The sequence below is a fragment of the Halobacillus litoralis genome, assembly GCF_009856415.1.
Lineage (GTDB): Bacteria > Bacillota > Bacilli > Bacillales > Halobacillaceae > Halobacillus > Halobacillus litoralis_C.
In genome coordinates, this window is the sequence record NZ_WMEZ01000005.1 from 135,337 (window position 1) to 159,529 (window position 24,193).

General features: G+C 44.4%; 22 protein-coding genes. 16 read left to right on the forward strand and 6 right to left on the reverse strand.

The window, feature by feature from the left end:
- The 4 genes from GLV98_RS13655 (at position 1) to GLV98_RS13670 (ending at position 4,553) form a co-directional block, all read left to right on the forward strand.
- Positions 1-2,028: a heavy metal translocating P-type ATPase gene (locus tag GLV98_RS13655; RefSeq protein ID WP_160916126.1), complete on the forward strand. Its 2,028-nt coding sequence runs from the start codon at positions 1-3 to the stop codon at positions 2,026-2,028.
- Between the two features lie 82 nt (positions 2,029-2,110).
- Complete coding sequence (locus GLV98_RS13660; protein WP_160916128.1) at positions 2,111-3,508, forward strand: sensor histidine kinase; 1,398 nt, start codon at positions 2,111-2,113, stop codon at positions 3,506-3,508.
- On the forward strand, positions 3,483-4,154 hold the full coding sequence (locus tag GLV98_RS13665) for a response regulator transcription factor (protein WP_160916130.1): 672 nt from the start codon (positions 3,483-3,485) through the stop codon (positions 4,152-4,154). Before GLV98_RS13660 ends, GLV98_RS13665 begins: the two co-directional genes overlap by 26 nt.
- A gap of 72 nt (positions 4,155-4,226) precedes the next feature.
- Entirely contained in the window at positions 4,227-4,553 is a 327-nt protein-coding gene (locus GLV98_RS13670) for a four-helix bundle copper-binding protein (RefSeq protein ID WP_160913986.1), read from the forward strand.
- A gap of 84 nt (positions 4,554-4,637) precedes the next feature.
- Here GLV98_RS13670 and GLV98_RS13675 read toward each other — a convergent pair whose 3' ends face one another.
- A complete protein-coding gene (locus GLV98_RS13675; RefSeq protein WP_160916133.1) occupies positions 4,638-5,822 on the reverse strand; it encodes a cation:proton antiporter in 1,185 nt (394 codons plus the stop codon).
- Positions 5,823-5,984: 162 nt separating this feature from the next.
- Between GLV98_RS13675 and GLV98_RS13680 the strand changes: the two genes are divergently transcribed.
- On the forward strand, positions 5,985-6,584 hold the full coding sequence (locus tag GLV98_RS13680; protein ID WP_160916135.1) for a class I SAM-dependent methyltransferase: 600 nt from the start codon (positions 5,985-5,987) through the stop codon (positions 6,582-6,584).
- Between the two features lie 180 nt (positions 6,585-6,764).
- On the opposite strand, the gene GLV98_RS13685 is transcribed toward GLV98_RS13680, so the two are convergent.
- Both GLV98_RS13685 and GLV98_RS20025 read right to left on the reverse strand, forming a co-directional pair.
- Positions 6,765-7,931 carry a DUF4317 domain-containing protein gene (locus tag GLV98_RS13685; RefSeq protein ID WP_160916137.1) on the reverse strand — a complete coding sequence of 389 codons (1,167 nt, stop codon included), beginning with the start codon at positions 7,929-7,931 and terminating at the stop codon, positions 6,765-6,767.
- Positions 7,932-8,126: 195 nt separating this feature from the next.
- Entirely contained in the window at positions 8,127-8,300 is a 174-nt protein-coding gene (locus GLV98_RS20025) for a hypothetical protein (RefSeq protein ID WP_167356014.1), read from the reverse strand.
- Between the two features lie 194 nt (positions 8,301-8,494).
- On the opposite strand from GLV98_RS20025, the gene GLV98_RS13690 reads away from it, so the two are divergent.
- The 5 genes from GLV98_RS13690 to mmuM all read left to right on the forward strand — a co-directional run bounded on the left by GLV98_RS13690 (position 8,495) and on the right by mmuM (position 14,741).
- A complete protein-coding gene (locus GLV98_RS13690; RefSeq protein ID WP_160916139.1) occupies positions 8,495-10,705 on the forward strand; it encodes an ATP-dependent helicase in 2,211 nt (736 codons plus the stop codon).
- Positions 10,706-10,872: 167 nt separating this feature from the next.
- Complete coding sequence (locus tag GLV98_RS13695; protein WP_160916141.1) at positions 10,873-12,399, forward strand: alkaline phosphatase; 1,527 nt, start codon at positions 10,873-10,875, stop codon at positions 12,397-12,399.
- Positions 12,400-12,432: 33 nt separating this feature from the next.
- On the forward strand, positions 12,433-13,047 hold the full coding sequence (locus tag GLV98_RS13700; protein WP_160916144.1) for a sortase: 615 nt from the start codon (positions 12,433-12,435) through the stop codon (positions 13,045-13,047).
- Between the two features lie 250 nt (positions 13,048-13,297).
- Entirely contained in the window at positions 13,298-13,681 is a 384-nt protein-coding gene (locus GLV98_RS13705; protein ID WP_160916146.1) for a DUF4870 domain-containing protein, read from the forward strand.
- A 121-nt stretch (positions 13,682-13,802) separates the two neighbouring features.
- Complete coding sequence (gene mmuM / locus GLV98_RS13710) at positions 13,803-14,741, forward strand: homocysteine S-methyltransferase (protein WP_160916148.1); 939 nt, start codon at positions 13,803-13,805, stop codon at positions 14,739-14,741.
- Positions 14,742-14,872: 131 nt separating this feature from the next.
- On the opposite strand, the gene GLV98_RS13715 is transcribed toward mmuM, so the two are convergent.
- Entirely contained in the window at positions 14,873-16,654 is a 1,782-nt protein-coding gene (locus GLV98_RS13715) for a S9 family peptidase (protein WP_160916150.1), read from the reverse strand.
- Positions 16,655-16,823: 169 nt separating this feature from the next.
- On the reverse strand, positions 16,824-17,882 hold the full coding sequence (locus GLV98_RS13720; protein WP_160916152.1) for an SDR family oxidoreductase: 1,059 nt from the start codon (positions 17,880-17,882) through the stop codon (positions 16,824-16,826).
- Positions 17,883-18,154: 272 nt separating this feature from the next.
- Here GLV98_RS13720 and GLV98_RS20355 point away from each other — a divergent pair, with 272 nt between their 5' ends.
- From GLV98_RS20355 to GLV98_RS13745, 5 genes are all read left to right on the forward strand, one after another.
- Complete coding sequence (locus tag GLV98_RS20355) at positions 18,155-19,345, forward strand: YecA family protein (protein ID WP_337193756.1); 1,191 nt, start codon at positions 18,155-18,157, stop codon at positions 19,343-19,345.
- 22 nt (positions 19,346-19,367) lie between these two features.
- The gene (locus GLV98_RS13730; RefSeq protein WP_160916154.1) at positions 19,368-19,829 is read left to right on the forward strand and encodes a UPF0158 family protein; all 462 of its coding nucleotides are present in this window, start codon (positions 19,368-19,370) and stop codon (positions 19,827-19,829) included.
- Positions 19,830-20,033: 204 nt separating this feature from the next.
- Positions 20,034-21,089 (forward strand): M14 family metallopeptidase, encoded by a 1,056-nt coding sequence (locus GLV98_RS13735; RefSeq protein ID WP_160916156.1) that lies wholly within the window; start codon positions 20,034-20,036, stop codon positions 21,087-21,089.
- Positions 21,090-21,558: 469 nt separating this feature from the next.
- Positions 21,559-22,254 carry a phosphatase PAP2 family protein gene (locus tag GLV98_RS13740; protein WP_160916159.1) on the forward strand — a complete coding sequence of 232 codons (696 nt, stop codon included), beginning with the start codon at positions 21,559-21,561 and terminating at the stop codon, positions 22,252-22,254.
- A 70-nt stretch (positions 22,255-22,324) separates the two neighbouring features.
- Positions 22,325-22,753, forward strand: coding sequence for a cell wall hydrolase (locus GLV98_RS13745; protein WP_160916161.1), 429 nt, complete (start codon positions 22,325-22,327; stop codon positions 22,751-22,753).
- 47 nt (positions 22,754-22,800) lie between these two features.
- Here the strand turns inward: GLV98_RS13745 and GLV98_RS13750 are convergent, their stop codons facing one another.
- On the reverse strand, positions 22,801-23,580 hold the full coding sequence (locus GLV98_RS13750) for a DUF5995 family protein (protein WP_160916163.1): 780 nt from the start codon (positions 23,578-23,580) through the stop codon (positions 22,801-22,803).
- A 147-nt stretch (positions 23,581-23,727) separates the two neighbouring features.
- Here GLV98_RS13750 and GLV98_RS13755 point away from each other — a divergent pair, with 147 nt between their 5' ends.
- Positions 23,728-24,192, forward strand: a complete 465-nt coding sequence (locus GLV98_RS13755; RefSeq protein ID WP_160916165.1) for a divergent PAP2 family protein — start codon at positions 23,728-23,730, stop codon at positions 24,190-24,192.
- Position 24,193: the final 1 nt, after the last annotated feature.

A 24,193-nucleotide genomic window follows, 5' to 3' on the forward strand; every position in this document is an offset into this window, starting at 1 on the left:
ATGAGTGAAGAACATGCTCATGAAAAACAGAAAGAGCATCATCATGAAGAGTCTCATGAAGGCCATGATCATTCTCACGAAGGTCATGATCACGGGGCAATGATCGATGATTTTAAACGAAGGTTTTATATTTCATTAATCATAACGATTCCTATTCTGATTCTTTCCCCTATGATTCAGGAACTGTTGGGATTCAGCTTCACATTCCCGTTTGATCAATACATTTTATTCGGTTTATCTACCTTTGTTTTCTTCTACGGAGGATGGCCGTTCTTAACAGGGGCTGTCGATGAACTGAAAAATAAAAACCCCGGCATGATGACACTGATCGGACTCGCCATATTCGTGGCTTATGCCTACAGTTCCCTCGTAGTATTCGGATGGTCGGGAAGAAACTTCTTCTGGGAGCTTGCGACTTTGATCGATATTATGCTCCTAGGTCACTGGATTGAAATGAAGTCCGTGATGGGGGCTTCTAATGCGTTACAGGAATTGGTAAAACTCATGCCTAGTGAAGCCCATCGTTTGACGGAAGATGATCAGGTCGAAGATGTACCAGTGAATGAACTGAAGGAAAATGATCGCGTCCTCGTAAAGCCGGGAGAAAAAATTCCGGTCGATGGGAAAATTATAGATGGGAAATCTGCGATTGATGAATCCATGCTGACGGGTGAATCGGTGCCGGTAGAGAAAGAAACCGGAGAAGAAGTGATCGGTGGTTCCATTAATAAAGAAGGAAGTCTCACGCTGGAAGTAGAAAAGTTAGGGGATGACACCTATTTATCGCAAGTCATCACACTTGTAGAAGAAGCACAGAACTCAAAATCCAAAGCCCAGGATTTCGCAAACCGGGCGGCTAAATGGTTGTTCTACCTGGCTCTGGGCGCAGGGATCACAACGTTTGTGGTGTGGCTGGCCTTAGGATTTTCATTGGATGTCGCCTTGGAACGTATGGTTACTGTCATGGTCATCACATGTCCACATGCCTTAGGGTTAGCGGCACCCTTAGTTGTTGCGGTATCCACCTCCCTTTCTGCAAAGCAGGGGCTTCTTATTAGGAACCGGACACAGTTTGAAAATGCGCGGAACGTCGATGCTGTTATTTTTGATAAAACAGGGACGCTCACAAAAGGGGAGTTCGGCGTGACCGACCTTATGCCGGAAAAAGATGATGAAAAAGACCTCCTTTACTGGGCAGCGAGTGCGGAGCAGAACTCTGAACACCCATTGGCTCAAGGGATTCTGAAGGAAGCAGAAGACAGAGAGATTTCTCTTGGAAAAGTGGAAGACTTTGATTCCGTTACTGGAAAAGGATTGAAAGGAACCGTGGACGGAAAAGAAGTGAAAGTCATGAGCCCGGGATATATGAAAGAGCACGGATACAACTATGATCAAGAAACGTTCAGCCGCTTATCGGAAGAAGGAAAAACGGTCGTCTTTGTCCTCCTGGATGACACCTATCTCGGAATGATCGCCTTAGCTGATATGGTCCGTGATTCTGCGAAGGAGGCTGTATCTGAATTGAAAGAAAGAGGCATCCGTTCCATCATGCTAACGGGGGATCACCAGCGAGTCGCTGACTGGGTGGCTGAACAAATCGGCATTGATGAAGTGTATGCGGAAGTCATGCCGGATCACAAAGCGGATCAAGTGAAAAAAGTACAGGCAGAAGGTAGAAAAGTGGCCATGACCGGGGACGGAATCAATGATGCGCCAGCTCTCGCGACTGCCGATGTAGGGATTGCTATCGGAAGTGGAACCGATGTGGCGGTGGAAACAGCGGATATTGTACTCGTGAAGAGCAATCCAAGAGATATCGTATCCATCGTAACCTTATCGAAAAACACCTATAAGAAAATGGTCCAGAACTTATGGTGGGCAGCGGGCTATAACATCTTTTCGATTCCACTGGCCGCAGGCGTTCTTGCTCCTGTCGGAATCGTATTAAGCCCTGCAGTCGGAGCTGTGCTTATGAGTCTGAGCACAGTGATTGTGGCGATTAATGCAAAACTTCTCAAAGCATCCTGATTTCTGTTTCCTGCACAGATTCTGCACAAATAGAGGGTAGGATTAAAATAAATAGGTCCTTCCCTTAAAAATGAGAGGTTATATGAAGCATAAAATATCAATCAAATTAGGATTACTTTTCTTAATCTCTATGATTTTAATCGAACTTTTGCTTTTTGCGATATTATATACAACCGTTTCTACCCATCGAATCAATGAAGTGATGGAGGAGTTATTGACGCGCGGTGCCGGTCACCGTGATGTATTAGAAAATTATTTTGATGAATCGACGCTCGCTCATGTAGCCTTGATGGAATCGGAAGCTGTTACAGAGGTGATCATTACAGATGGAGATGGAAACATTTTATCGGAATCGTTTAATGAAGAAGGTTATCCGGATATCTTTTATGAAGCGATTGATGGAAAGATAGAAGAGGAGGAGAGGGTCATTGAAGATGAATGGAGGACAGAGCCCTATGTGGCTACAGTCTCTCCAATCATCGTGGAGAATGAACAGATAGGAAATGTGTTCATGTTTTCTCCTTCAGAAGTGATTCGGAGCATCATTGGTCATCTAACCCGCCAGTTTGTCCTCGTTATGGCCGTTCTTATCTTGGTTACGATTCTGATTGTTGTCGCTCTGTCCAAATTTATTACCCGTCCCCTAATTCGGATGAAAGAAGTGACAGAGAACTTGAGTACAGGAAAAGTGGAAGAGTATCTGGATGAACATCCGAATGATGAACTGGGGGTCCTCGCCTCTTCAATCAACCGATTATCCGAAGATCTTGAACGAATAAAAAAAGAGCGTCACGATTTTTTATCTGCCATCGCTCATGAACTGAGGACGCCTCTCACTTATGTCAAAGGCTATGCGGATGTTGCGGCAAAAAAGAAGACATCCTCCGAAGATAAAGATCACTATTTGAACATCATAAAAGAAGAAGCGACTCACTTGACGGACATGGTCCAGCAACTTTTTCAGCTTGCAAAAATGGATGAAAATACGTTTGCTATTGAACCTGAACATGTGGACGTTTCCTTGGTTCTCGAAGAAGTAAAGAATCATCTGCATCCCGTCTTGGAGGAAAAGAAAACCCATTTGCTCATAGATGTTCCTTCAAATACGAAGGTTTATGCGGACCCTATGCGGTTGAAACAGGTCATTCATAACATCGTGGAAAATGCCCTCCGTTATGGAGGAGAAGAGACAACGATCAAGATGACAGCGGAAACAAAAAAACAGCACGTGATCATCAGGATATCTGATGACGGGCCCGGGGCCCCTGAAGACTCTCTGCCTTACTTATTCGAACGGTTATACCGTGTTGATAAAGCCAGGTCAAGGGAAATCGGAGGAACAGGACTAGGCCTTTCCATTGTACGGGAAATCGTTGAATTGCACGGGGGAGTCGTGAAAGCTTTTAATGATGAAGGATTGACGATCTCAATCACTTGGCCAAAGGAAGATAACGATGAAAAGAATTCTATTAGTCGATGATGAAAAACGAATGTTGGATTTATTAGAACTGTATTTGATCCCTCACGGATATGAGGTTCACAAAGTGAGAAGCGGAGCGGAAGGGTTGGAAGAACTGCGAATCTATTCTTACGACCTTGTTCTCTTGGATATTATGATGAAGGATATGGATGGAATGGAAACATGCCGGCGAATACGTACATTCAGTAAGGTTCCAATCATTATGTTGACCGCTAAAGATCAGAAAGAAGACGTCATCCGTGGATTGAAAACAGGAGCGGATGACTACATAACCAAGCCTTTCGATGAAGAGATCCTGATTGCTCGAATAGAAGCCTTATTGAGGAGAGAAAATCCTCAGTCCTCGATCGAAGTGAATGGTTTGGAGTGGAATAGTGATACTTACGAATTGCACTTCGGGAACGAGGAAATTTCTTTGACACCGAAAGAGTTTCAACTCTTAGGCCTACTGCTTAAACATCCGAACCATGTTTATGATAGGAATGATCTGCTCGATCTCGTATGGGGCATTCAATCAGATACAGGGGGAAGAACGATTGATTCCCATGTCCGTCACATCCGTGAAAAAATCCGGCGCTCAGGCTTCCCGATCAATGACCACTTGAAAACGGTCTGGGGTGTCGGATACAAATGGATAAATAAGTAAAAAACATGTTTACTTATACCGGTACTGGGTATTATAACTATGTAAGATCAAAATTTTAAGGAGGAATTAATTATGGCTCACCAGCAGTATCAGGAAACGCTTAAGGTTTTACATGATTGTATGGAGGCATGCAATCATTGTTATGATGCTTGTCTTAAAGAAGAAGACGTGAAAATGATGGCTGAGTGTATTCGTCTGGATCGTGAGTGTGCAGATATTTGCGGATACTTAGAAGCAGCGATTACAAGAGGAACTCCTTATGTAGCGGAACTCGCATCTGTCTGTGCGAAGATTTGTGATGATTGCGGAAAAGAATGCGCCAAGCATGATCATGACCATTGCCAAGCGTGCGCGAAAGCTTGCCAGGATTGTGCAGATGCTTGTAGAAAGATTGCTTAACTTAAAAAAACAGGTCAGCTCATGAGCTGACCTGTTTTTTTTTGTAGAGTATGCTCCAACTTAGGTTTCTTAATGTAGGTGTATCTATAATAATTTTTTTGAAAGCGGATAGACACCTAGGCTTTGGATAAGGAGAGAGATCAATACTGTAGCAAAAGCTAGAGAAAGAAACAGGTCATGGCCACTTGATTGCTGAACTTGAAAACTTAAAATAAGAAACACGGACATTGTCCCTTTAAGCCCGGACCATGAGATCACCGTGGATTCACGCCAGGAAATTTCCTTCCGCCAATGAGGGAAAAGGGTTGTACTGCCTGCGATGATCAGGAAGCGGACGACCATGGATAGGATAAAGATGAGAAACGCGAATCCCCATACGGGTGTATTTAAATAAGGAGCGGCTTTGATACCAATCAGTAGGAATAATAGAGAGAGCAGCGAGATTTCTACGATGCCCCAAAAGCCGTCCAATGTGTCCTTGAAATGTTCTTCTTTTATCGTTCGACCATATTCAAAAGAGAGCATGAGGCCGGCAGATACGGTTGCGAGAACACCGGATACTCCAATGGCTTCTGCCAAGTTAAATATGCCATAGGCTAGTACGATACTCAGCATCACCTGGTATTCCTTGTTATGGGTGTAATGAATGCCTTTACTCATCAACCAGCCGAATACGATCCCCAGGCCGGCGCCACCTAAGGAAACGACTAAAAACTCTCCCGTAAATGAGAAGGGAGAGAACTCCTCACTGCTCGTATAGATCCCCAGAAGCACAGAAAACATCACGATGCTTGTTCCGTCGTTCAGAAGGGACTCCCCTTCAACGACATCCGCGATCTTTTCATCGCCCGTAGAATTCTTTAATATCGACACAACGGAAACAGGGTCCGTAGGGGTTAAGATGGAAGCGAGCAGTAAAGAGCTGATGATAGAGAGCGAAAGGAAAGGTCCACTCACAACATAGACAAGCCCTCCCAGGATACCCACTGTCAACAGAAGTCCGGCAGTGGCTAGAAAAAGGATGAAGCCCATATGTTTTTTAAACTGATCCGCAGGAAAACGATAGGCGGAAATAAATAATAGAGCGGGAAGAAATACATGATAAATCATATGTTCCGTTACTTCGATCGAGGAAAAATAAGGGATGAAAGATAAACTGATTCCGATAAAGACGAGAACCGTGGGTACAGGCAGGTTTTCTTGCTTTTTGTCGAGTGTGAAGATGAAAAATCCGATGAATAAAAGTAGGATTCCTTGTGTAATCGACATGATAGAGCCTCCTTTTTCTATGTATGGTTTGCTATTATCCTTTGGAAAAAATATTGAAACTTCTTTTTATCTAGCTGTACGGGGCATGCTGCTTTTTCGCATCGGATAGGGTACCCGTGCTATGCTAACCATAGATGGTATATACAGAAGGGGGTATGTGAAATGACTAAAGAGTTTTGGAATGAGAGCTTTTCAAAAGATACTTATGTGTACGGGAAGCAGGCGAATAAGTTCGTAGTTGAAAGGACTGAACAGTTGAAAGAAGCCAAACATATCGGTTGCTTCGCGGAAGGTGAAGGAAGAAATGCTGTCCACCTGGCGAAACATGGACATCAAGTCACGGTTTTCGATCAATCAGAAGAAGGGCTGGCTAAAGCTGAACAGTTGGCAGAAGAAGAGGGCGTTCATATAGAGACTGTCCAGGCGGATTTGACGAAAAAAGAAATGGATGCCGGGCAGTTTGATGCAGCGGTTATGGTCTTCGGTCATGTGCCAAAAGAAAATCAGTCTTTTCTTATTGAGCAGATGATCCAGTCAGTGAAGCTTAGAGGGTACGTTCTTTTTGAAGTCTATTCGGAGGATCAGCTCACGTATGGTACGGGAGGTCCGAAAGATAAACACATGCTTTATTCACCTGAAGATGTACTGTATTGGATCAGGGATTACAAATGTCTTCACTTCTATTACGGCGAAGCGGACCGGACCGAAGGGGAACGGCATACAGGTGTCGGTCATGTGATTCAAGCATTGATTCGCGTATGAGAAAAGGCCCGTACAAAGATTGTACGGGCCTTCATTACTGAGGATAGATTACGGATATCAATTGAATTTCGAATATATCAATCGAAATTTAAATATATCAATTAAAAATGAAAAATATCAACCAAGACCCCTGGTCCCCATACTGAAAGGAGATCAGGGACTTTTTGTGTTGTATCGCATTTACTCCCCGAAAGCTTCCGGCAACATCTTAAAGCCATCCACCTCTGCATCTTCTTCCACTTCAATCATAATACAGCGTTTCCCTTTGTAATTGACTTGCCTTACATACTGCAGGTCTTGGGGGCTGATCGATATATTGGCGATTTTCGTATTGATTTTAATCGACTTGGAGTTGTATTTCGGTACAATACTGCTTGCTTTCAGCTCATAGCCTTCATTATCGGTGATCTGGGCGAAGGCGTGCTTAACTTTCTCCGAATCGACCTGTTCGCCACTCGATTTTAATACGCGTTCGACATCTCTGTAGTCGAGCTTGGGTGGGGTATCATCTTCATTTTCTTCGACGGTACGGTTGATTTCTCCATACACATTGGCAAGGGTGGAAGGGCTCAATTGGTCTCCGACGACGTCACGGATGACTTCTTCGAAAATGGCTTTATCCTCTTTGGCTGTCATGATCTCTTCCCCATTCAACACGTCTTCAATGAAACGATAGTCCGGTTCGTTCGCTTTTCCGGCCGAGTAGAGAATGTGATTCACATCGGAAGCCCCATCCGTAATTCCTGGGAAAAGGAAGCCCGTCATCGGGTTTTTCAAGTCGATGACAGGATCGACTTCAATCTTATATTTGAACTCTTTTTCGATATAGTCGAATTGGATTTCTTTTTTCGGGTCTTCCGTTTTATTGATACTGCAGAGGATGAACGGGTTCGAATACACAGCGTCGCGGCTGCTTTCCTCTGATTCTTCACTGCGGCGTCTCGTCGGTTTCATATATTCCGCACGGATGAAGGAGATGACGACGTCCTTTTCATACGGGTGATCGCGGATGATTTTTTCTGTCATTTGAAGCATTTGTTCCTTCCAGTCGTCCACATGATTACTCAAAAGACCTTTATGTAAAATCAGCTGGCTGTTGTCTTCGGCCTCACGCTGAAACTTCAGTTCGAACAACTTTTCGTCGAGCTGCCCGGTGAGAAGTTTTTTGAAATTGTTCATATAGAGCTCTTGCTGGTCTTTATCAAGCATTTCAAATGGCTGGCTTTGATGATGATATACTTCCGTCGTTTCTTTCATGATATAGACGTTGAAGATGTTTTTTATTTTCAGTAGGTCGTTGTCGACTTTAAGCTGCCTGCGGATGCCGGCGATGTCTTTTTTGTCCATCCATCGTTCACTCCTAAATTCGTTCCATGATTCTCTCATTTTAACATAGAGAAGATAGAATCGACTGAGGATTTCGGGTCGTTTACGAGCCTTGGATAAGTGGGAAGACAAGCTGTTTCCTAGCCCCCTATATATACGGCTCAGCGGGTATGCTAAGTAAGAAGGGCTCCTTCCAATGAAGGAACCCTTGTTTTATTAGTTATCTTGTTTTGCTTTTTTGGATTTGCGTGCTTTTTGAGCTTCTTGTTTGTGAGCTTCGTTAGCTGCTGCGCTGCCGAATTCCTGGGAGAATTCAGTGTCTGCTTTTTTCGGGTCAAATCCCTTTTTGTTCTTTTGTTCAGCATCGTGTTTCTTTGTTCTTTTCGCCATGATTGTTCACCTCCATCTCCTTTTTATTATGAATCGGAATTGAATTTCTCATGTAAGGAAGGGAAGAAATTCATCTAGAAACGATAAGAAATCCAATGTATAATAAGTGAAGTTGAAAAAATAGATGGAAGAAGCGTGTGTGCCTTCTTCCATCTATTTTTCGTTATAGGTCGATGGGAAGGAGGAGGACAGCTATGGATTTTTTTGAGCGGATGGAACAAGAGACAGGTGTCCTTTTGAATGATGTTCAGCAGCAGGCCGTGGTGCACACGGATGGGCCGCTGCTCTTGCTTGCGTCGCCGGGATCAGGGAAAACGACGACACTTAATATGAAGATTGGTTATTTGATCCTCGAGAAGAACGTGGAACCTGATCGGATCATGGCGGTGACGTTCAGTAAAGCATCTGCAAGGGATATGTCGGAACGTTTCGATCGTTTCTTTTCTGGTCTGACAAATGAGAAGGTTCACTTTTCCACCATTCACAGTTTTGCATACAAAGTGGTCCGTGAATCATTACGGAAGAATGGACAGGACTTCCAGCTGATTGAAGGAAACATCAGTGATGAAGAATTGAAAAAGGGCTGGGACGGGCCGGAGGTGCCCCTTCATAAGAAGTTCATTTTGAAAAAGTTGTATGAAGATACAAATGGTGTGCAGATGACGGATGATGAGATGGACGAGTTGATGAGGTACATCAGTTTTGTGAAAAACCGGATGATGGAAGGGAAAGAGCTTGAGCGGGTCCCTTGTCAGGTGAAAAAGGCATCGGACATCTATCAATCGTATGAAACGTTTAAGAAAAAAGATCCACATAAGCCGCTGCTTGATTTTGATGATATGTTGACGTATTGTCACCAAATCTTATTGGACGATGTAGAAATCCTATCCAACTATCAGCAGCAGTTTGAATACATTCTGACGGATGAAAGTCAGGATAACTCGCTCGTCCAGCATGAAATCGTAGAATTGTTGGCCAAACCGCAGAACAACCTTTGTGTCGTAGCGGATGATGATCAATCCATCTTCATGTGGCGCGGGTCGGATGTAGACAAACTCTTGGACTTTGAAGAAACGTACCCGAACGGAACCGTCTTGACGATGGCTCAGAACTACCGCTCCTCCGAGGATATCGTGAATGTATCCAACCAGTTCATTAAACGCAATAAAAAACGGTATGCGAAAGAAATGTTTACGGAAAATGAGGCTTATGCTCCGATTGAGATCAAAAACTTGAGCAACTATGAAAAGCAGTTGAAGTACTTGACGGAAGAGCTGGAAAAGAGAGAACCGGGAGAAGAAGTGGCTGTTCTCTACCGCAATAACGCATCGGCTGTGCCAATTGCAGACCAGCTCGAAAAAGCGGGAATCGACTTTTATATGAAAGACATTGATCCGAAGTTCTTCAAACATTGGGTCGTGGAGGATATCCTGAACTTCATGCGCTTCTCCTATAATGATCGTCGAGTAGATATTCTCGAGCGCATTCATACGAAGTTCAATGCTTACATTTCCAAAAAACAGATTTTCTTTTTGAAAAAGAAAGTCAGTCAGGCTTCTGTTTTCGATCGGCTTATGGAAAGGGATCTGCCTGACTATCAAGCGAAGAACATCAAGAAAGCGAAAAAGTTGTTCAAAGACATCAATGAAATGGAGCCCGCCCAGGCGATCCGCACGATCAGGGAAAAGCTTGGTTACGATCATGCGCTCCAAAAGATGTCCGATAAATTCGGATTCAATGCCGAGCACCTGATGAACATTTTGAACACCCTGGAAAAGATCGCGGAGGGGTTAGGCTCTCTGAAAGGTTTCGCTGATCGCTTGAAAGAGTTGGAGAAACTCCTTCAAACGTCGAAGTACAATAAAAACAAAAGTGCACTTACTCTCACGACGTTCCACAGTGCCAAAGGTCTTGAATATGACAAAGTGTACATGATCGACCTCGTCAATGGTGTCATTCCGTCGAAAGACGATATGGATACGTACCGCAATAAGGAAACGGGACCGATGGAAGAAGCCGTTCGTCTTTTCTATGTCGGAATGACGCGCGCAAGGACGCACCTTGAATTGTTGACTTATAACTATAAAGGCAGTGAACGCGTGACAGAGTCGATTTTCTTGATGAACGTGAGGAGGATTATTCAGCCTGAAGGAGAAAAGAAGACGCTGAAAAAACGGAAGCGGCAGGCTCCGGATTTATCAGATGAAAACCTGCTCCGATTGGATGAGGTGGAAATTGGAAGAAACATCCTTCATCGAAAGTTCGGCCCCGGTGTCATCAAGGAATATGATAGCGACCAGATCGGCATTCAATTTGAAGAAGCAGGTTACAAGGAACTGTTATTACAAGTTTGTCTGGACAATGGGTTACTGAGTAAATGTACAGAAGGAATAAAAAGTGGATAAGAACTAAGAATAGGTGCCTGGTCCTTTGGAGGATCGGGCACTTTTTTTCATAAGGTGTTCTTCATAAATCGATAACATTTTTTTACACCTCTGTCACCTCCTCTTATCTTTCTGTTAATAAATGGTCATTAACATAGGGCATGTAAGATCAATCTTTACCGGAGGGGATGGAATTGAATAAACGGTTTGCAAAGAAAGTGTTGTCTGTAACGGCCTTATCCTGTCTGTTCTTTGGATCAGCTGCGGGAGTGTCAGGAAACGGAACGGTAAGTGCTTCTGAACATAATGGGGATGTCAAAAATGTCATCTTTTTGATTGGTGATGGCATGGGACCTTCCTATACGACGGCTTATCGATACTTAAAAGATGATCAAAACACCATGGAGATGGAAGACACAGCTTTCGATCCTCATCTAGTCGGGATGCAGTCGGTGTATTCTGCGGATCCTCATTTTGACGGTGGAGAAGAGGATGAAAAAGAGAACATCCCTGACTCTGCGGCTACAGCGACTTCCATGAGTTCAGGGAAGAAAACCTACAATGGTGCGATTGCGGTAGATTTGGAACAGGAAAATACGAAGACCGTGCTTGAAGCGGCCAAAGAAAAAGGATTATCTACGGGGCTTGTTGCTACATCCCAAATTAACCATGCGACACCGGCAGCTTACGGAACCCACGACGAATCCCGGAACAACTATGACGCAATTGCGGATGATTATTACGACGACATGATTCAAGGGGAACATAAAGTGGACGTTTTACTTGGTGGGGGAACGGACTTTTTTGAAAGAGACGACCGCAACCTCACAGAGGAGTTTAAAAAAGACGGGTACGATTATGTAACGACAACAGAGGAATTAATGAATACGACGAATGATCAGATCCTTGGTCTCTTTGCTCCTGTCGGTTTGGACAAGGCGATCGACCGTCCTGAAGAACAGCCTTCATTGGAAGCAATGACGACCTCAGCTCTTGAGGCGTTAAGTGAAAATGAAGAAGGTTTCTTCCTGATGGTGGAAGGAAGTCAAATCGACTGGGCTGGCCATGACAATGATGTGGTAGCGGCCATGAGTGAGATGGAGGACTTTGAGAAAGCCTATGAGAAAGCGATCGAGTTTGCTGAAAAAGATGGAGAAACACTTGTCGTCACAACAGCCGACCACTCAACGGGAGGCTTTTCCATCGGTGAAGGCGGACCTTATAAGTGGGACCCGTCCGTCATACATGCAGCCAAACGCACGCCTGACTATATGGCTAAACAAATTGTAGAAGAAGGTGCCGAAATAAAGGCGACTTTGAATGAACATATCGATTTTGAAGTGACAGAAGAAGAAGTGTCTGCTGTCAACGAAGCGATGGAAAAAGCGGCAGAAGATGAAAAGATGACAGAAGTGGACAATGCGATTGAAGCGATTTTCAATGAGCGCTCCGGAACAGGTTGGACGACGGATGGCCATACAGGTGTAGATGTCCCTGTCTATGCTTACGGTCCGGGATCTGAGTTTTTTGAAGGCTTCATCGATAACACAGACAACGCGGAGAATATCTTCAAACTTCTAGGACTTAAGAAAACAGAGGAAGGTGCTCCACTTGCTGACACGAGTACGTCTTACCCAATCGGTATTTTGCTCGGGACGTTTGTAGCAGGGGCAGGCGCGATTCTATTGTTCAGAAGAAGAAACCTGAACATCTAATCCATCACTTGAACGCAAAGGAGATGAAGTCTGATGATCCGAAAGCTTAGCATCATCTTCATTACGGTGGGACTCTTCATGGTTTTGTGGAACGGTTACCAATGGTGGATCCAAAGTCATGTCGTTTCCTATGATCCCGAATTACAAACAGAGATGCGGCAAGGTTCTTCGGTGTCTAAAGAGCGGGAGGACGCTTCCTACGCCGTAGATCATGTTTCTGCTGAGACGTATGAAAACGGAGAAGGGGTCGGAGAGCTGACGATTCCGAAACTTGGTAAAAAGTATCCTGTGTATTACGGTTCTGATCTAAACACTTTGAAAAAAGGGATCGGGATGTATGATACGTCGTTTACGACAGCTCCTTCCGAAGGTGGACACACCGCCCTCGCCGGTCACAGGGAGACGACGTTTGTCGGACTTGATGGTTTAGTGGAAGGGGATTTTATCTACCTCACGGAAAACAACATTGAATATGAATACCAAATCCATAACATCTGGGTGACGGACGCGGAGGATACATCGGTCATGGTCCCCAAATCATCTCCGACGTTGACGTTGACCACCTGTTACCCGTTCGACTTTATCGGTTCTGCTCCTGAGCGTTTTATTGTACAAGCGGATTTTGTGAAGAAGCAAGAATTACAATAAAAGCAGCCCCCTCCTTTTGTAATGGAAGGAGGGGGTTTTTTAGTTTGTTATCTCATAATTGAAGGTTTGAGGAAACAGAGGCTATTATGGTGTGTGAATCCTATCTTAAAAATGAAATCATACTTGGAAATCATCAAAGTTTTAATGCCATCCTGGTCATACTCTTCAATCAAACTGATATGTATTAGTAAAAAGGAAGGGGGTATATGTGACGGAATGGTTGAAGTGCTCATGCAAGGGAGGGTGGAAAGTGGATCAAGAATCGAAAACGAAAACGTCAGGCAGTGAGGAAGAGAAAAAATCTTCGACAGGATTAGAGGAAAATGTCGGTGGTCTGCTTGCCTATTTGCTCGGCTTTATCAGTGGGATCGTCTTCCTTCTTATTGAAAAGGAAAATGAGTTCATCCGTTTTCATGCGATGCAATCCGTGATCTTATTTGGTTTCTTTTTCGTTTTTGGGTTTGTCGTCAATCTCATTCCAATTTTCGGCCTTTTTGTCAGTTTATTGATGGCTCCAGTTACGTTGGTGTTATGGATCGTGTTGATGGTCAAAGCCTATCAGGGAGAAAAGTATCATTTACCAGTAACAGGAAAAATGGCAGAAGAGCAACTTCAGAAAATGGCAAAATCATAAACCATACAATGAGGCTATCTTCCTTTTATGCGTGGAAGGTAGTCTATTTGTTTTGCAGGAATGAAACGTTGCGCTGTCGAAAGGTCTAAAAGCAAATGAAAGATAGAAGGGAGAAGTACACATGGATCCTATTAAACAAATACTTATGCAGAATGCTGTGATGGTCCTGGATGGCGCATTAGCGACAGAGCTTGAATCTAATGGATGTAACTTGGATGATCCTTTGTGGTCGGCAAAAGTGCTTTTGGAAAATCCGGGGGTCATCAAGGAAGTACATAAAGAATATTTCAAAGCAGGAGCGGATTGTGCCATTACCGCCAGTTACCAGGCGACAATTGCTGGATTTGCAGAACGGGGCTTATCGAAAGAACAATCGCTATCGTTGATTAAAAAAACGGTCGAGCTTGCCAGAAGCGCGAGGGATGAATATTGGGAAGAAGCTTCGTCTTCCAACAATGTGAAACCGGTAGTGGCCGCTTCGATTGGTCCTTATGGGGCTTATCTTGCAGACGGATCGGAATACACAGGGCAATATGGGGTGACCGATCAAGAATTGGTAGATTTCCATCGTCCCAGAATGAGAGCACTGTTGGAAGCGGGAGCCGATCTCCTAGCGATGGAAACGATTCCATCGTTTCAAGAGGCGCGAGTATTGGCTGCTTTATTAAAAGAATTTCCAGGTGCGTATGCCTGGATGTCGTTTACATTAAAAGATGGAGAGAAGATCAGCGATGGGACAGTTCTTCGGGCATGTGCTGCTGAGCTGAATCATCATAAGCAAATCGCTGCAATTGGAGTGAATTGTGCACCGATGGAAACAGCAGCCGATGCGGTTTCTGTGTTGAGACAGCATACAGACAAGCCGCTGCTTGTTTATCCGAACTCCGGCGAAACGTATGACCCAGACTCCAATACGTGGCAGGGGGAAGGTTCTTCGGGCTGTTTTGATGATGCATCCGAACATTGGATTGAAAACGGTGCGTCACTTATCGGTGGGTGCTGCCGGACGACTCCTGACCATATTCGTATATTGGCGGAGAAGTGGAAAATGAAAAGGTAGAGAAAAGAAGGGCTAAATGGAGCCCTTCTTTTTTGATTGCTTAGGAAACTATAAAAACTTGGGAACTGTGGATAACACATCCCTAATAAGCTACGTCAGGCTCCTGGGACGCTTGCGCCTTTGTTCTTCTATTAAATGTGCCGATGGAAGAAGTCGAGGACTTTCCTGTACACCAGAATTTCGTTTTCTTTTTTGGAAAATCCGTGCCCTTCATCCTCCAGAACGACATATTCCACTTCTCTTCCTTTCTCTTTCAAAGCCTCAACGATTTGATCGGATTCCGCCTTGACTACGCGGGGGTCCTTTGCACCCTGAATGACGAGCATCGGCTTTGTCATGTTGTCCAGGAAGTTGATGGGGGAATCTTCTTCGAGCTTTTCTTTATCTTTTTCAGGATCACCGACGAGCTGGGCCATGACCGGCTTCCAATGTTCAGGAACGGAGTCGATGAAACTGAACAGGTTGCAGGGACCGAAGATATCGACGACCGCCTTGAAATATTCCGCATGTCTTCCATGAAGAAGGAGAGACATATAGCCTCCGTAGCTGCCACCCATCAACAGGATGTTATCTTTAGTAGCATATCCTTGATCGATCAACCAATCGAGGCCTGCGATGTTATCGAGTCTTGGTGCATGCCCCCAGTCGCCCTCCACCATTTTTGTGAATGTCTGTCCATAACCGGTCGAACCCCGGAAGTTCGGTGCGAAAAGGCTGTAGCCTTCATGGACGAGGAACAGGAAGAGCGAACGGAAAGAGTCGCGCTCTGCGAATTGTGGACCTCCGTGCGGCCAGAGAATCATATGACCGTTATCCTTTTCCGGCTTCGGACGGTACAGCAAGGCTTCAATTTCCAACCCATCAAAAGATTCATAGGTGACAGAGTCAGGAGCGATTAAATGGTCCTCTTTCACGCCGGGGACGCCGTACTTAGTCAACGGTTCCCACCCTTTTTCCGTCTGTTTATACAGGTTAGCAGGTACAGTCGCAGAATCTCCTCGAAGGTACACACGGCCAGACTCGGCAATCACTAACTGATCGATGACGTTGACAGGAGCGTCCAACTTTTCCAGTTGCGCATCTTCCAGCTTATATTGATAGAGATGGTCGCGAACGCCTTTCTCGCTGATGATATACAACGAATTCGTCCTTTGATCATACTTCATCTGCTTGAATTCTTCTGCCTCTGCTTGGACGACTTTTTCAAAAGTTTTCGTTTCAAGGTCGAAGCGGGCGAGATAGGAAAAGTCGCTCTCATAGTTGGTGAGTAGATAAATTTCATGTTCTGATACGAAGACCGCATCGGACACGGTGTGCTGCGGATCCGGAGAAGGGGTCAGAAGCACGTCTTCCTCCTCGTTTCGTACGTAAACCAATTGGTATGTATTTGCAAAAGCTTTCATATAGAGGAAGCTCTTCTCCTCCGGACTTTTGTCGCCGAGAATCGTCATGGCCTCTTCCCCGTGGACAATCACTTCTTCCTCTTTGGTTTCCAAGTTGTAGCGATAGCCTTTCATGAACGTTGCATCATCTTTTGTGGACGTATAGTATAGCTTCTTTCCGTCTTTTGATAAAAAGGGGTGGATGTGTCGTGCCCCCTCTTTTTTACGTACAGGTTGAAGCGGGCCTCCTTCAGGCGTAATGGCATAAATTTGTCCATTTTCATCCCCGTCCTCATCCACAACAGCCAGCACAAATTCACCTTTAGGGTCGTAGGTGATGTGCTCACAACTTTGATTGTGGAACGTTAGGGGGTAGGGGAAAGTGTTGGGAAGATCCATCGCCCATAAGTTGTACTTGCCGTTCAAATTTGTACTGAAGACAAGCTGGGTTTCATCAGGACTTACGGCAAACGTCTCGATTCCATAGGTTTGAAAAAATTGTTCTACATCGGGTTGCGGGAAATGTAACATATACAAAACTCCATTCCTTTTTTTGTCATTTGAACATTTTTCGACACTCCTTTGTCGATTCCCTTCATGGTTGGGATGGAATAGGAGAAAATATTTGAAACTATAAAAAATCCTTTACCAATATAAAAAGCAGAGGATTAAATCTCCTCTGCTTTTTAAAAATCTTGTTTTATGCTTTGACTGCCGTGTTGTTTCCGTAAAGGATGCGTTCGATCATAGCTTTGTCCATCTCCAGAGGAGCGATTCCTTTCTTATTCAAAAGCTCCTGTGTGTTACTGTCGTCAAAACGAATGTTTTTATTCCAATAAGGACGGAAGACGCTCATCGGAGCATTGAAAACCTGCTCTTCTTTCGTTAGTTTACCATCGTAATCGGACGGAACCATCTCGATATTGTGAAAGTCAAGTTTCTCCTTGATCATTTCAAATAACAAACGATTGGTCGGTGGGTGAGGATTGGTAATATGATAGATGGCCTTTGAATGATCCGTTTTTAGAGCTGCGGTAAGAACATCCACCACATAGTCGACAGGGACGAAGTTTTGACTCGTCTCTCCTGTACATAGAAACTTAAACGTTTGGTTTTGAAGTTCTTTTTTCCGTTCCGTCCGTTTCTTAAGAATTTCAAGGCCGCGAATAACTCCATACAAGGCGAAACTTGTATCCGCTTCTCCGGTTTTCGAATCTCCGATAATGATGGAGGGGCGGAAGATTTTAATATTTAACGTATGATCATAGCTTAGAACAAGGTGTTCGGCGTGACATTTGCTTTCTTCATAAGCATTTACAAATGTTTGCTCTTTTTCATGCAACTGCTCCGAGGCATGGCGTTTCATTCCAAGCGTGTACGCGGTGCTTACATAATAAAAGTTTGCAGCCTCTATTTCCTTCGCCAGATGAAGAACATTCTTTGTTCCGTCTACATTGACTTTGAAGGTTTTCTCCCTTTCATTTTCATCAAAGGATAGGAACGCTGCGCTATGGTAAACCGTGTCAATCTTCTCTCTCAAATCCTGGAGGCGTTTTTCATTGACTCCCGCATTTTTAAGAGAGAGATCGCCTTCGATAATGTGAAGGTTTCCCGTGGCGTGTGACGGAACTTCATCCTTTAGGTTTTCCGCTTTCCGCAGACTTCTTACTAAGGCATAGACGCTATGCCCCTCCTTCATCAGTTTCAATGCTAGTTGTTTCCCTAAAAAACCTGTCGCTCCTGTAATTAAAATGTTCATGTTAGTTCCTCCGATGTCTTATTCATCAGTCTATATAAAACCTTGGTGTTCATAATAGAACAAAGATTTCCAAATCTATGACAATGGACCGCTCTTACTATCATTCGTAGTGCATACAAGGATAACATATAGCAAACGGAATGTTGTGAAAAAAGTATGAGAAAACATTGGAAACAGCCCATTGGTCATTATTCCTTGCATCGTTTCTGAATATGAGGGATCTAACATGTTAGAATGAACACATCAAAAGGTCGTCCATGGAGGTGCTGTCTGTGAATCATGAACAGATGATTCAGAACTTGAGAGAAGGTCAAGAGCGTGAAACGATAAGGCGAAGAAAGCAGGAACAAAAATTTTGGGATCATTCTCCTGATATCGATGATCTCGAGGGGGTATTGCATCAACGGACGAAAATGGAACTGGATGAAATGAGAAAGAATTTCGGGTTCCAAGGAATGAGTTCGATGAATAAGAGGGACTTAATCGGTCACTTCAAAGAACTTCTTCCCGTACATTTGCATCGGACTCTATCTTATTTGAATGAAGATGCCTATGAGCTTGTAAAAAAGTTGGCTGATGGGAAGGAGGGGGTAAGCGGGGAAGACTACTCTTTTTCTTATGCTAGTAAAATTGTAAGTCGTGCCTGGGCGTTTCCGGCAATTCAGGATGGGAGACGGATATGGATCCTTCCGAAAGAACTAAGAGCAGCGTTCCATGAAGCAGATGGACAAAAGCTTCAACAGCAGGTCCGTGAGAATACGGAGTGGATTCTTCTGACCAAAGGGATGCTCCATAATTATGGGTATATCGAACACGGTGCTGCTATTTCAACATTGAAACGAGTTAGCGGGGCAGAAGTAGATATCCAGCGTTATTTTGAAGTGATGCGGCTTTGTTCTTATTATGAATTAAATATGGCTACGGGAGGGTTTGTGAGTGCTGGTCTGGATTTTGAAGAAAAAGAAGAACTGATTACCCATCACGAAACTCGCCCTGAAATCCCGTATTATCCATTTTCGAAGAAACAGTTAATAAAAGCAGCGTCAGGTGGAGGGATCGAACCGTCTGAGTCGATGGATCCGTTCATAGAGATGGTCAAAACCTCGTATGATGTAGATCAAGAAGAGATTTTAGATCATGCGAGTTTGTTGGAAGGGCTTCTGAAAGAAGGAATGAATATCAATGAACTGCTGGAGGTTTTTCAGGAAGCCTTTGAAATCCCTAATAAAAAGGTGATGGAGCAAGTAGCGGACACTCTCGTCTACGCCAACAACCATACTCGTATGTGGATGCTGAAAGGGCATAAGCCTGTAGAACTGCCGCGACAGAAGCAAGCTGCTTTTAAAGAAGAACCTCGTGAGAAGGTCGTCCCTTTTAAACAGGACAGAAAAATCGGGAGAAACGAACCTTGTCCGTGTGGAAGTGGAAAGAAATATAAAAAGTGCTGTGGATCACCAAAATAGCCTGGGGTGAGGAGGAGTGCTTATGCCGGTCAAGCTGAACAACATTGCTGGTGAGTTGGAAATTCTTATGGAAGAATATATGGCTTTTTTTGATCGCGAAACGTTTGCTGTCGTTCATTTTCCTCCGGGGATGTATGACGAAGTCGAAATGGGTGAGCCATACGAGACACGCATCGATTGGATAGAAGAGGACTGGAAAAGTGCGGAGATGGTGGTCCATAATGAAGAGAGGTTTGTGAAACTTCCCAGCAAATGGGACATTAATGATTACGAAATCATGGAGGATTACTCTTATTCAATAGAAGATGAACAAGTCAGGAAACAGGTTCTCAATGCCATCCGTGGACGCGGGGCTTTCCGACGCTTCCGTGAGCATGTAGAATATCACGGTTTGTTGAATGATTGGTACAAGTATAAGACAGATCGTTATGTGGAAATCGCAAGGGAATGGTGCGAAGAGAATGACATTCCTTATGAAAAATAGGTAAAGAAAGGATCAGGGTTCCCGAAGAGGGTCTGATCCTTTTTATTTTGTAAAAAAAGGTGGGAGGTCCTAGTTCGGAATGTATACATATTGGCGATTTCGATAAATACGGTTAGTCACTTTTGTTCATTTTGTCTGCTCAGGCAGGTTTTTGCTGAAATAATGAAGTATTTGGTAAATAAGCTATAAATTGGGAGGCATTGGATGAAAAAGAAATTATTGACCGTAGCTGTAACAGGAGCGCTTTTGACAACAGGTGGTTTGATTCCGGGAAGTGGGACGGTTCTGGCTGGAGATAACGGAGCGAATGGACCGAACTACAATGGTAATGAAACCATCAAAAATGAACGTCTGCATTCTTATGAAGAGATGGCTGATTTCTTACAAAAGCTTGATCAGCGTTCAGAAGCGCTTGAGCTTGAAGTATATGGACAGTCCGTAAAAGGGAGAGATTTGTATTTAGCGAAGTTCGGAGATATGGACGAAGATAAGCCGACCGTGCTTTTTCTCACTCAGCAGCATGGGAATGAAACGCTGACGACAGAAGGTGCCCTCCAAGTCATCAAACATTTGACTTCCAATGGGAAGAGCGTAGAAAACATTCTTGAAAACGTGAATGTGCTGATTGCTCCAAGATTGAATGTAGATGGAGCGGAGGGAGATGTGAACTTCTCTTTGGACGATTATGTATCAGGGACCCATACGCGCTATAATGCGAATGGAGTTGACTTGAACCGTGACCATGTCGACCGAGAGCAGCCTGAAACGAAGGCTTTGCATGAGGAAGTGCTGCAAAAATACAGCCCTGACTATATGATTGACTTGCATCACCAGGGGACACAGGTGACGCTTGGGGATACAGGTGAGCTTGTATCTGGTTCTATTTTGTACCCGACGAATGCAGAAGTAGATCCAGAGGTTCGTGAACAGTCGAAGAAGTTGGGAGCTGTCGTCTATAATGCAGTAGAGTCCAAAGGTTACGGCCTTCTTTCCAAATATCCTGGTGGAACAGCACAGACGATCAGCCGTAATGGACTGGCTGCTGAATATGGTATCTCCACCCTGTTATTTGAAATGAGAGGAATGGCCGACCATTACCGTGAGGATTATGTCCTTGGGCAGAAGAGCAACGGTTATTTGATTCAGCAAGCGGTTACCGCTATGGAAGCCACACTGGAGGCTTTGGCGGATGGTTCGCTTGAATCTGCAGATCCTTCCTTTTGGGATACATTACCGGAAAGCAACTATGATGGAGAATAATGTTAGGGGAACTTCCTTTTTAGGGAGTTCTTTTTTTATCTTGCTTCCTAAGTGCGAGCAAAATCCTGCCAGCACGCGGCTCGGTATTCCAGCGGGCGATCCAGCGTTCCAGCACGCGGCCCAGCATTCCAACGCACGACTCAGCATTCCAGCGCGCGACTCAGCATTCCAACGCGCGACTCAGCATTCCAACGCGCGACTCAGCATTCCAACGCGCGGCCCAGTATTCCAACGCGCGACTCAGCATTCCAACGCACGATTCAAGCCCTCTCGAGCGCATACTTACACCTTATTCTTTAATCACACCACTGGCGACTCAAAACTGGAAGGATATCAGGCATTTTGAAACCCTCGCCTTTATTTATTCCTTCAAGGTTCGGGGGAAAATAGAGAAATTCACTGGTGAGCTGTTTATTTACAGAAGGCAAGGGAATGGTTTATCACGAAAGAAAAAGAGGGTGGAGTAGGTATGCTATTTTCTGGAACTAAAATGTCGGATTTATCCATCACATCTATATTACTTATTGTGGTTGGGTTCGTTTCACTTGGGGTCAGCATTTATTTCTTCATTGATTTGACCAACAGCATTTTACAGAAAGAGAAATTCGCCGTTGACCAGCAGGCTTTCGATTTAGTGCGGGCGACGTCCTTTGGGGGAGCAGAACCTTTGGCGAAAGGAATCTCTAAGGCAGGTTCCGTTATTTTCATGGTGATTGTTTCACTCATTCTCGCTGTCTATTTGTTGTTTTTTTCGCCATTCAGTCGCTGGGTAGGCGTTTATTTCATTTTGGCCATGGGAGGTGTCAGTGGTCTTACGGCAGGAATGAAGTCATTTTCCAGTCGCGACAGGCCGGTATTCAAAGGCGATTATCACGGCGCGACATCCAGTTTTCCGAGCGGGCATGCGTCCGGCGCTCTGGTTTTTTATGGTTTTATTATTTATCTTTTCGCCATCAGTAAACTTGAACCCAAATGGAAATGGGGGATCAATGTAGTATTGGCCCTCATCGCCATACTGATCGGTATTAGCCGAGTTTACTTAGGGGTTCATTTCTTTACAGACGTCGTGGCAGGTTATTTATTTGGTATAGCCTGGCTTCTCCTATGTCTTACTGCCCTTGAAGTGACGCTATGGCATCAACGAAGGAGACAAAGGTTATCATAGTCCCGTGTTTTTTCATGTGATCTCTTTTTTTGAATAGATATAAAAGAGTGAGCAAAAAGGGGGCGACAACATGGCTGTTATTAAAGCTCCAAGCAGACATATCGACATGTTGGCACGATTACTTCGAGCGGAAGCTGCCGGGGAAGGGAAGCAGGGCATGCTGCATGTAGGGGCTGTGACCGTGAATCGGGCAAGAACGAATTGTTCAGATTTCAAAGGGTTGAACACATTGCCTGAAGTCATCAATCAACCGAAAGCATTTGAAGCCTTGCAGCATGGCATGTACTACCAAAGAGCGCGGGAAAGTGAAAAACGTTTGGCGCGGAGGAACGTAAAGGGATATAGGAGCTGGCCGGCGAAGTACAGTTTATGGTACTTCAGACCTGAAGGGGACTGTCCGCCGACATGGTATGATCAGAGACAGGTCGGAAGATACAAAGCCCATTGTTTTTATGAGCCGGTGGCCGGGGAATGTGATGAAATATATAATACGTATTAATCATGAAAAAGCTGACAGGCGAAAATAGAGCCTGTCAGCTTTTTTAATTAAAACCATTTGTATTTTCTTGATAAGGGAACAAAAGGCTTCGTAAAAAAGAAGCGGCGGGAGTGGAAGGTTGCAATTTCGATTCCGATTCGATGAGCTTCCTGATCCATTCGCTGCTGCTCTTTCTTGAATTGCTCAAGACTTGTCGTGTTCAGGAGAAGTTCCGTGTTATACCATACATTCGTTCGGCAGTGGCTCAGAAAAAACGAGGAAAGTTTTTCGTCATGTCGTCGCAGCAATCGGTCCATCCATTTAATGAAACGGGCATAATGAGTTGAAAGTTCATTCTGGACGAGGTCGACAAGTTCAGCGAGAACGATATTGATTCGTTCATGATCTTTGCGACGATGCAGCATAAGACGGGAGTCCGGCCATAATTTTTCTTCTGAAATGATGTGGTGAAGGGCTAAGGGGAGGTCATAGTTGATATGAGCATTGATGCCGAGCAGGGCATCCTGCAAAACGAATGTTTGTTTTTGTGCGGCCATATGAAAGGCAAGTGCCCAGCATCTGGGTGTTTCTTTTTCTGAATGGAAATTGTCCATAGCTTGGAAATAGCGGTCAGCGAAGTCGATTAGCAAACGTTCCATCCAAATAGGGTCGGTGAAAAAGTCAGAAGCCAGCCTCTTTTGCATTTCTTTCGTCATTAAAAGATAAACCCGTTGAAAAACGCTGTTGTAATCCTTGTGTTCTTCCAATGTTTTTAAATGCTCTTCCATTTGAAGGATGACAGGGTCCAGGGTTTGCGGCTCTTCTACAGAGTTTTTTACCGTTCTCATAGGTCCCACCCTCCCAAGTAGTCACTTTTATCTATTATAGCACCTTATTCTCGGAGTAGAGCACGTATGATTCTTACATCCTTCTGAATAAAACCATACACAGAGGGTATGAACATATATAGATGTTCATGAACTGGAGGGTCAATAATGGATAAGATGAATCGAGGGGTCATTACAGCCCTGTCTGCAATTGGAATCGCTCAAGCTTTGAAAATTATCACTCATAAAAAAGTGACCGGGGAATGGGATGTGAAGCAGATCGTGACGACAGGTGGCCAACCGAGTTCCCACTCGGCTGGCGTGTCAGCGCTTGCGACATATATCGCTGCCAACAAGGGATCGCGTCATACGGAAACAGCACTTGCAACCATCTTCGGTGTCATCGTCATGTATGATGCTCAAGGAATCAGACGTCATACAGGCGAAATCGCTCAACTGGTGAATGATCTCGAAGATAACTTTGCCGCAATCTCTGGTGATTTTCCGAGTTCTGAATTTGTCGAGCGTGATAAAGAATTGAAAGAGCTTCTTGGTCATCAGCCGATTGAAGTGCTGGGCGGGGCCATTCTAGGGGCCGCGCTTGGATATTTTTCTGCTAAGCTCGAAGGATAAA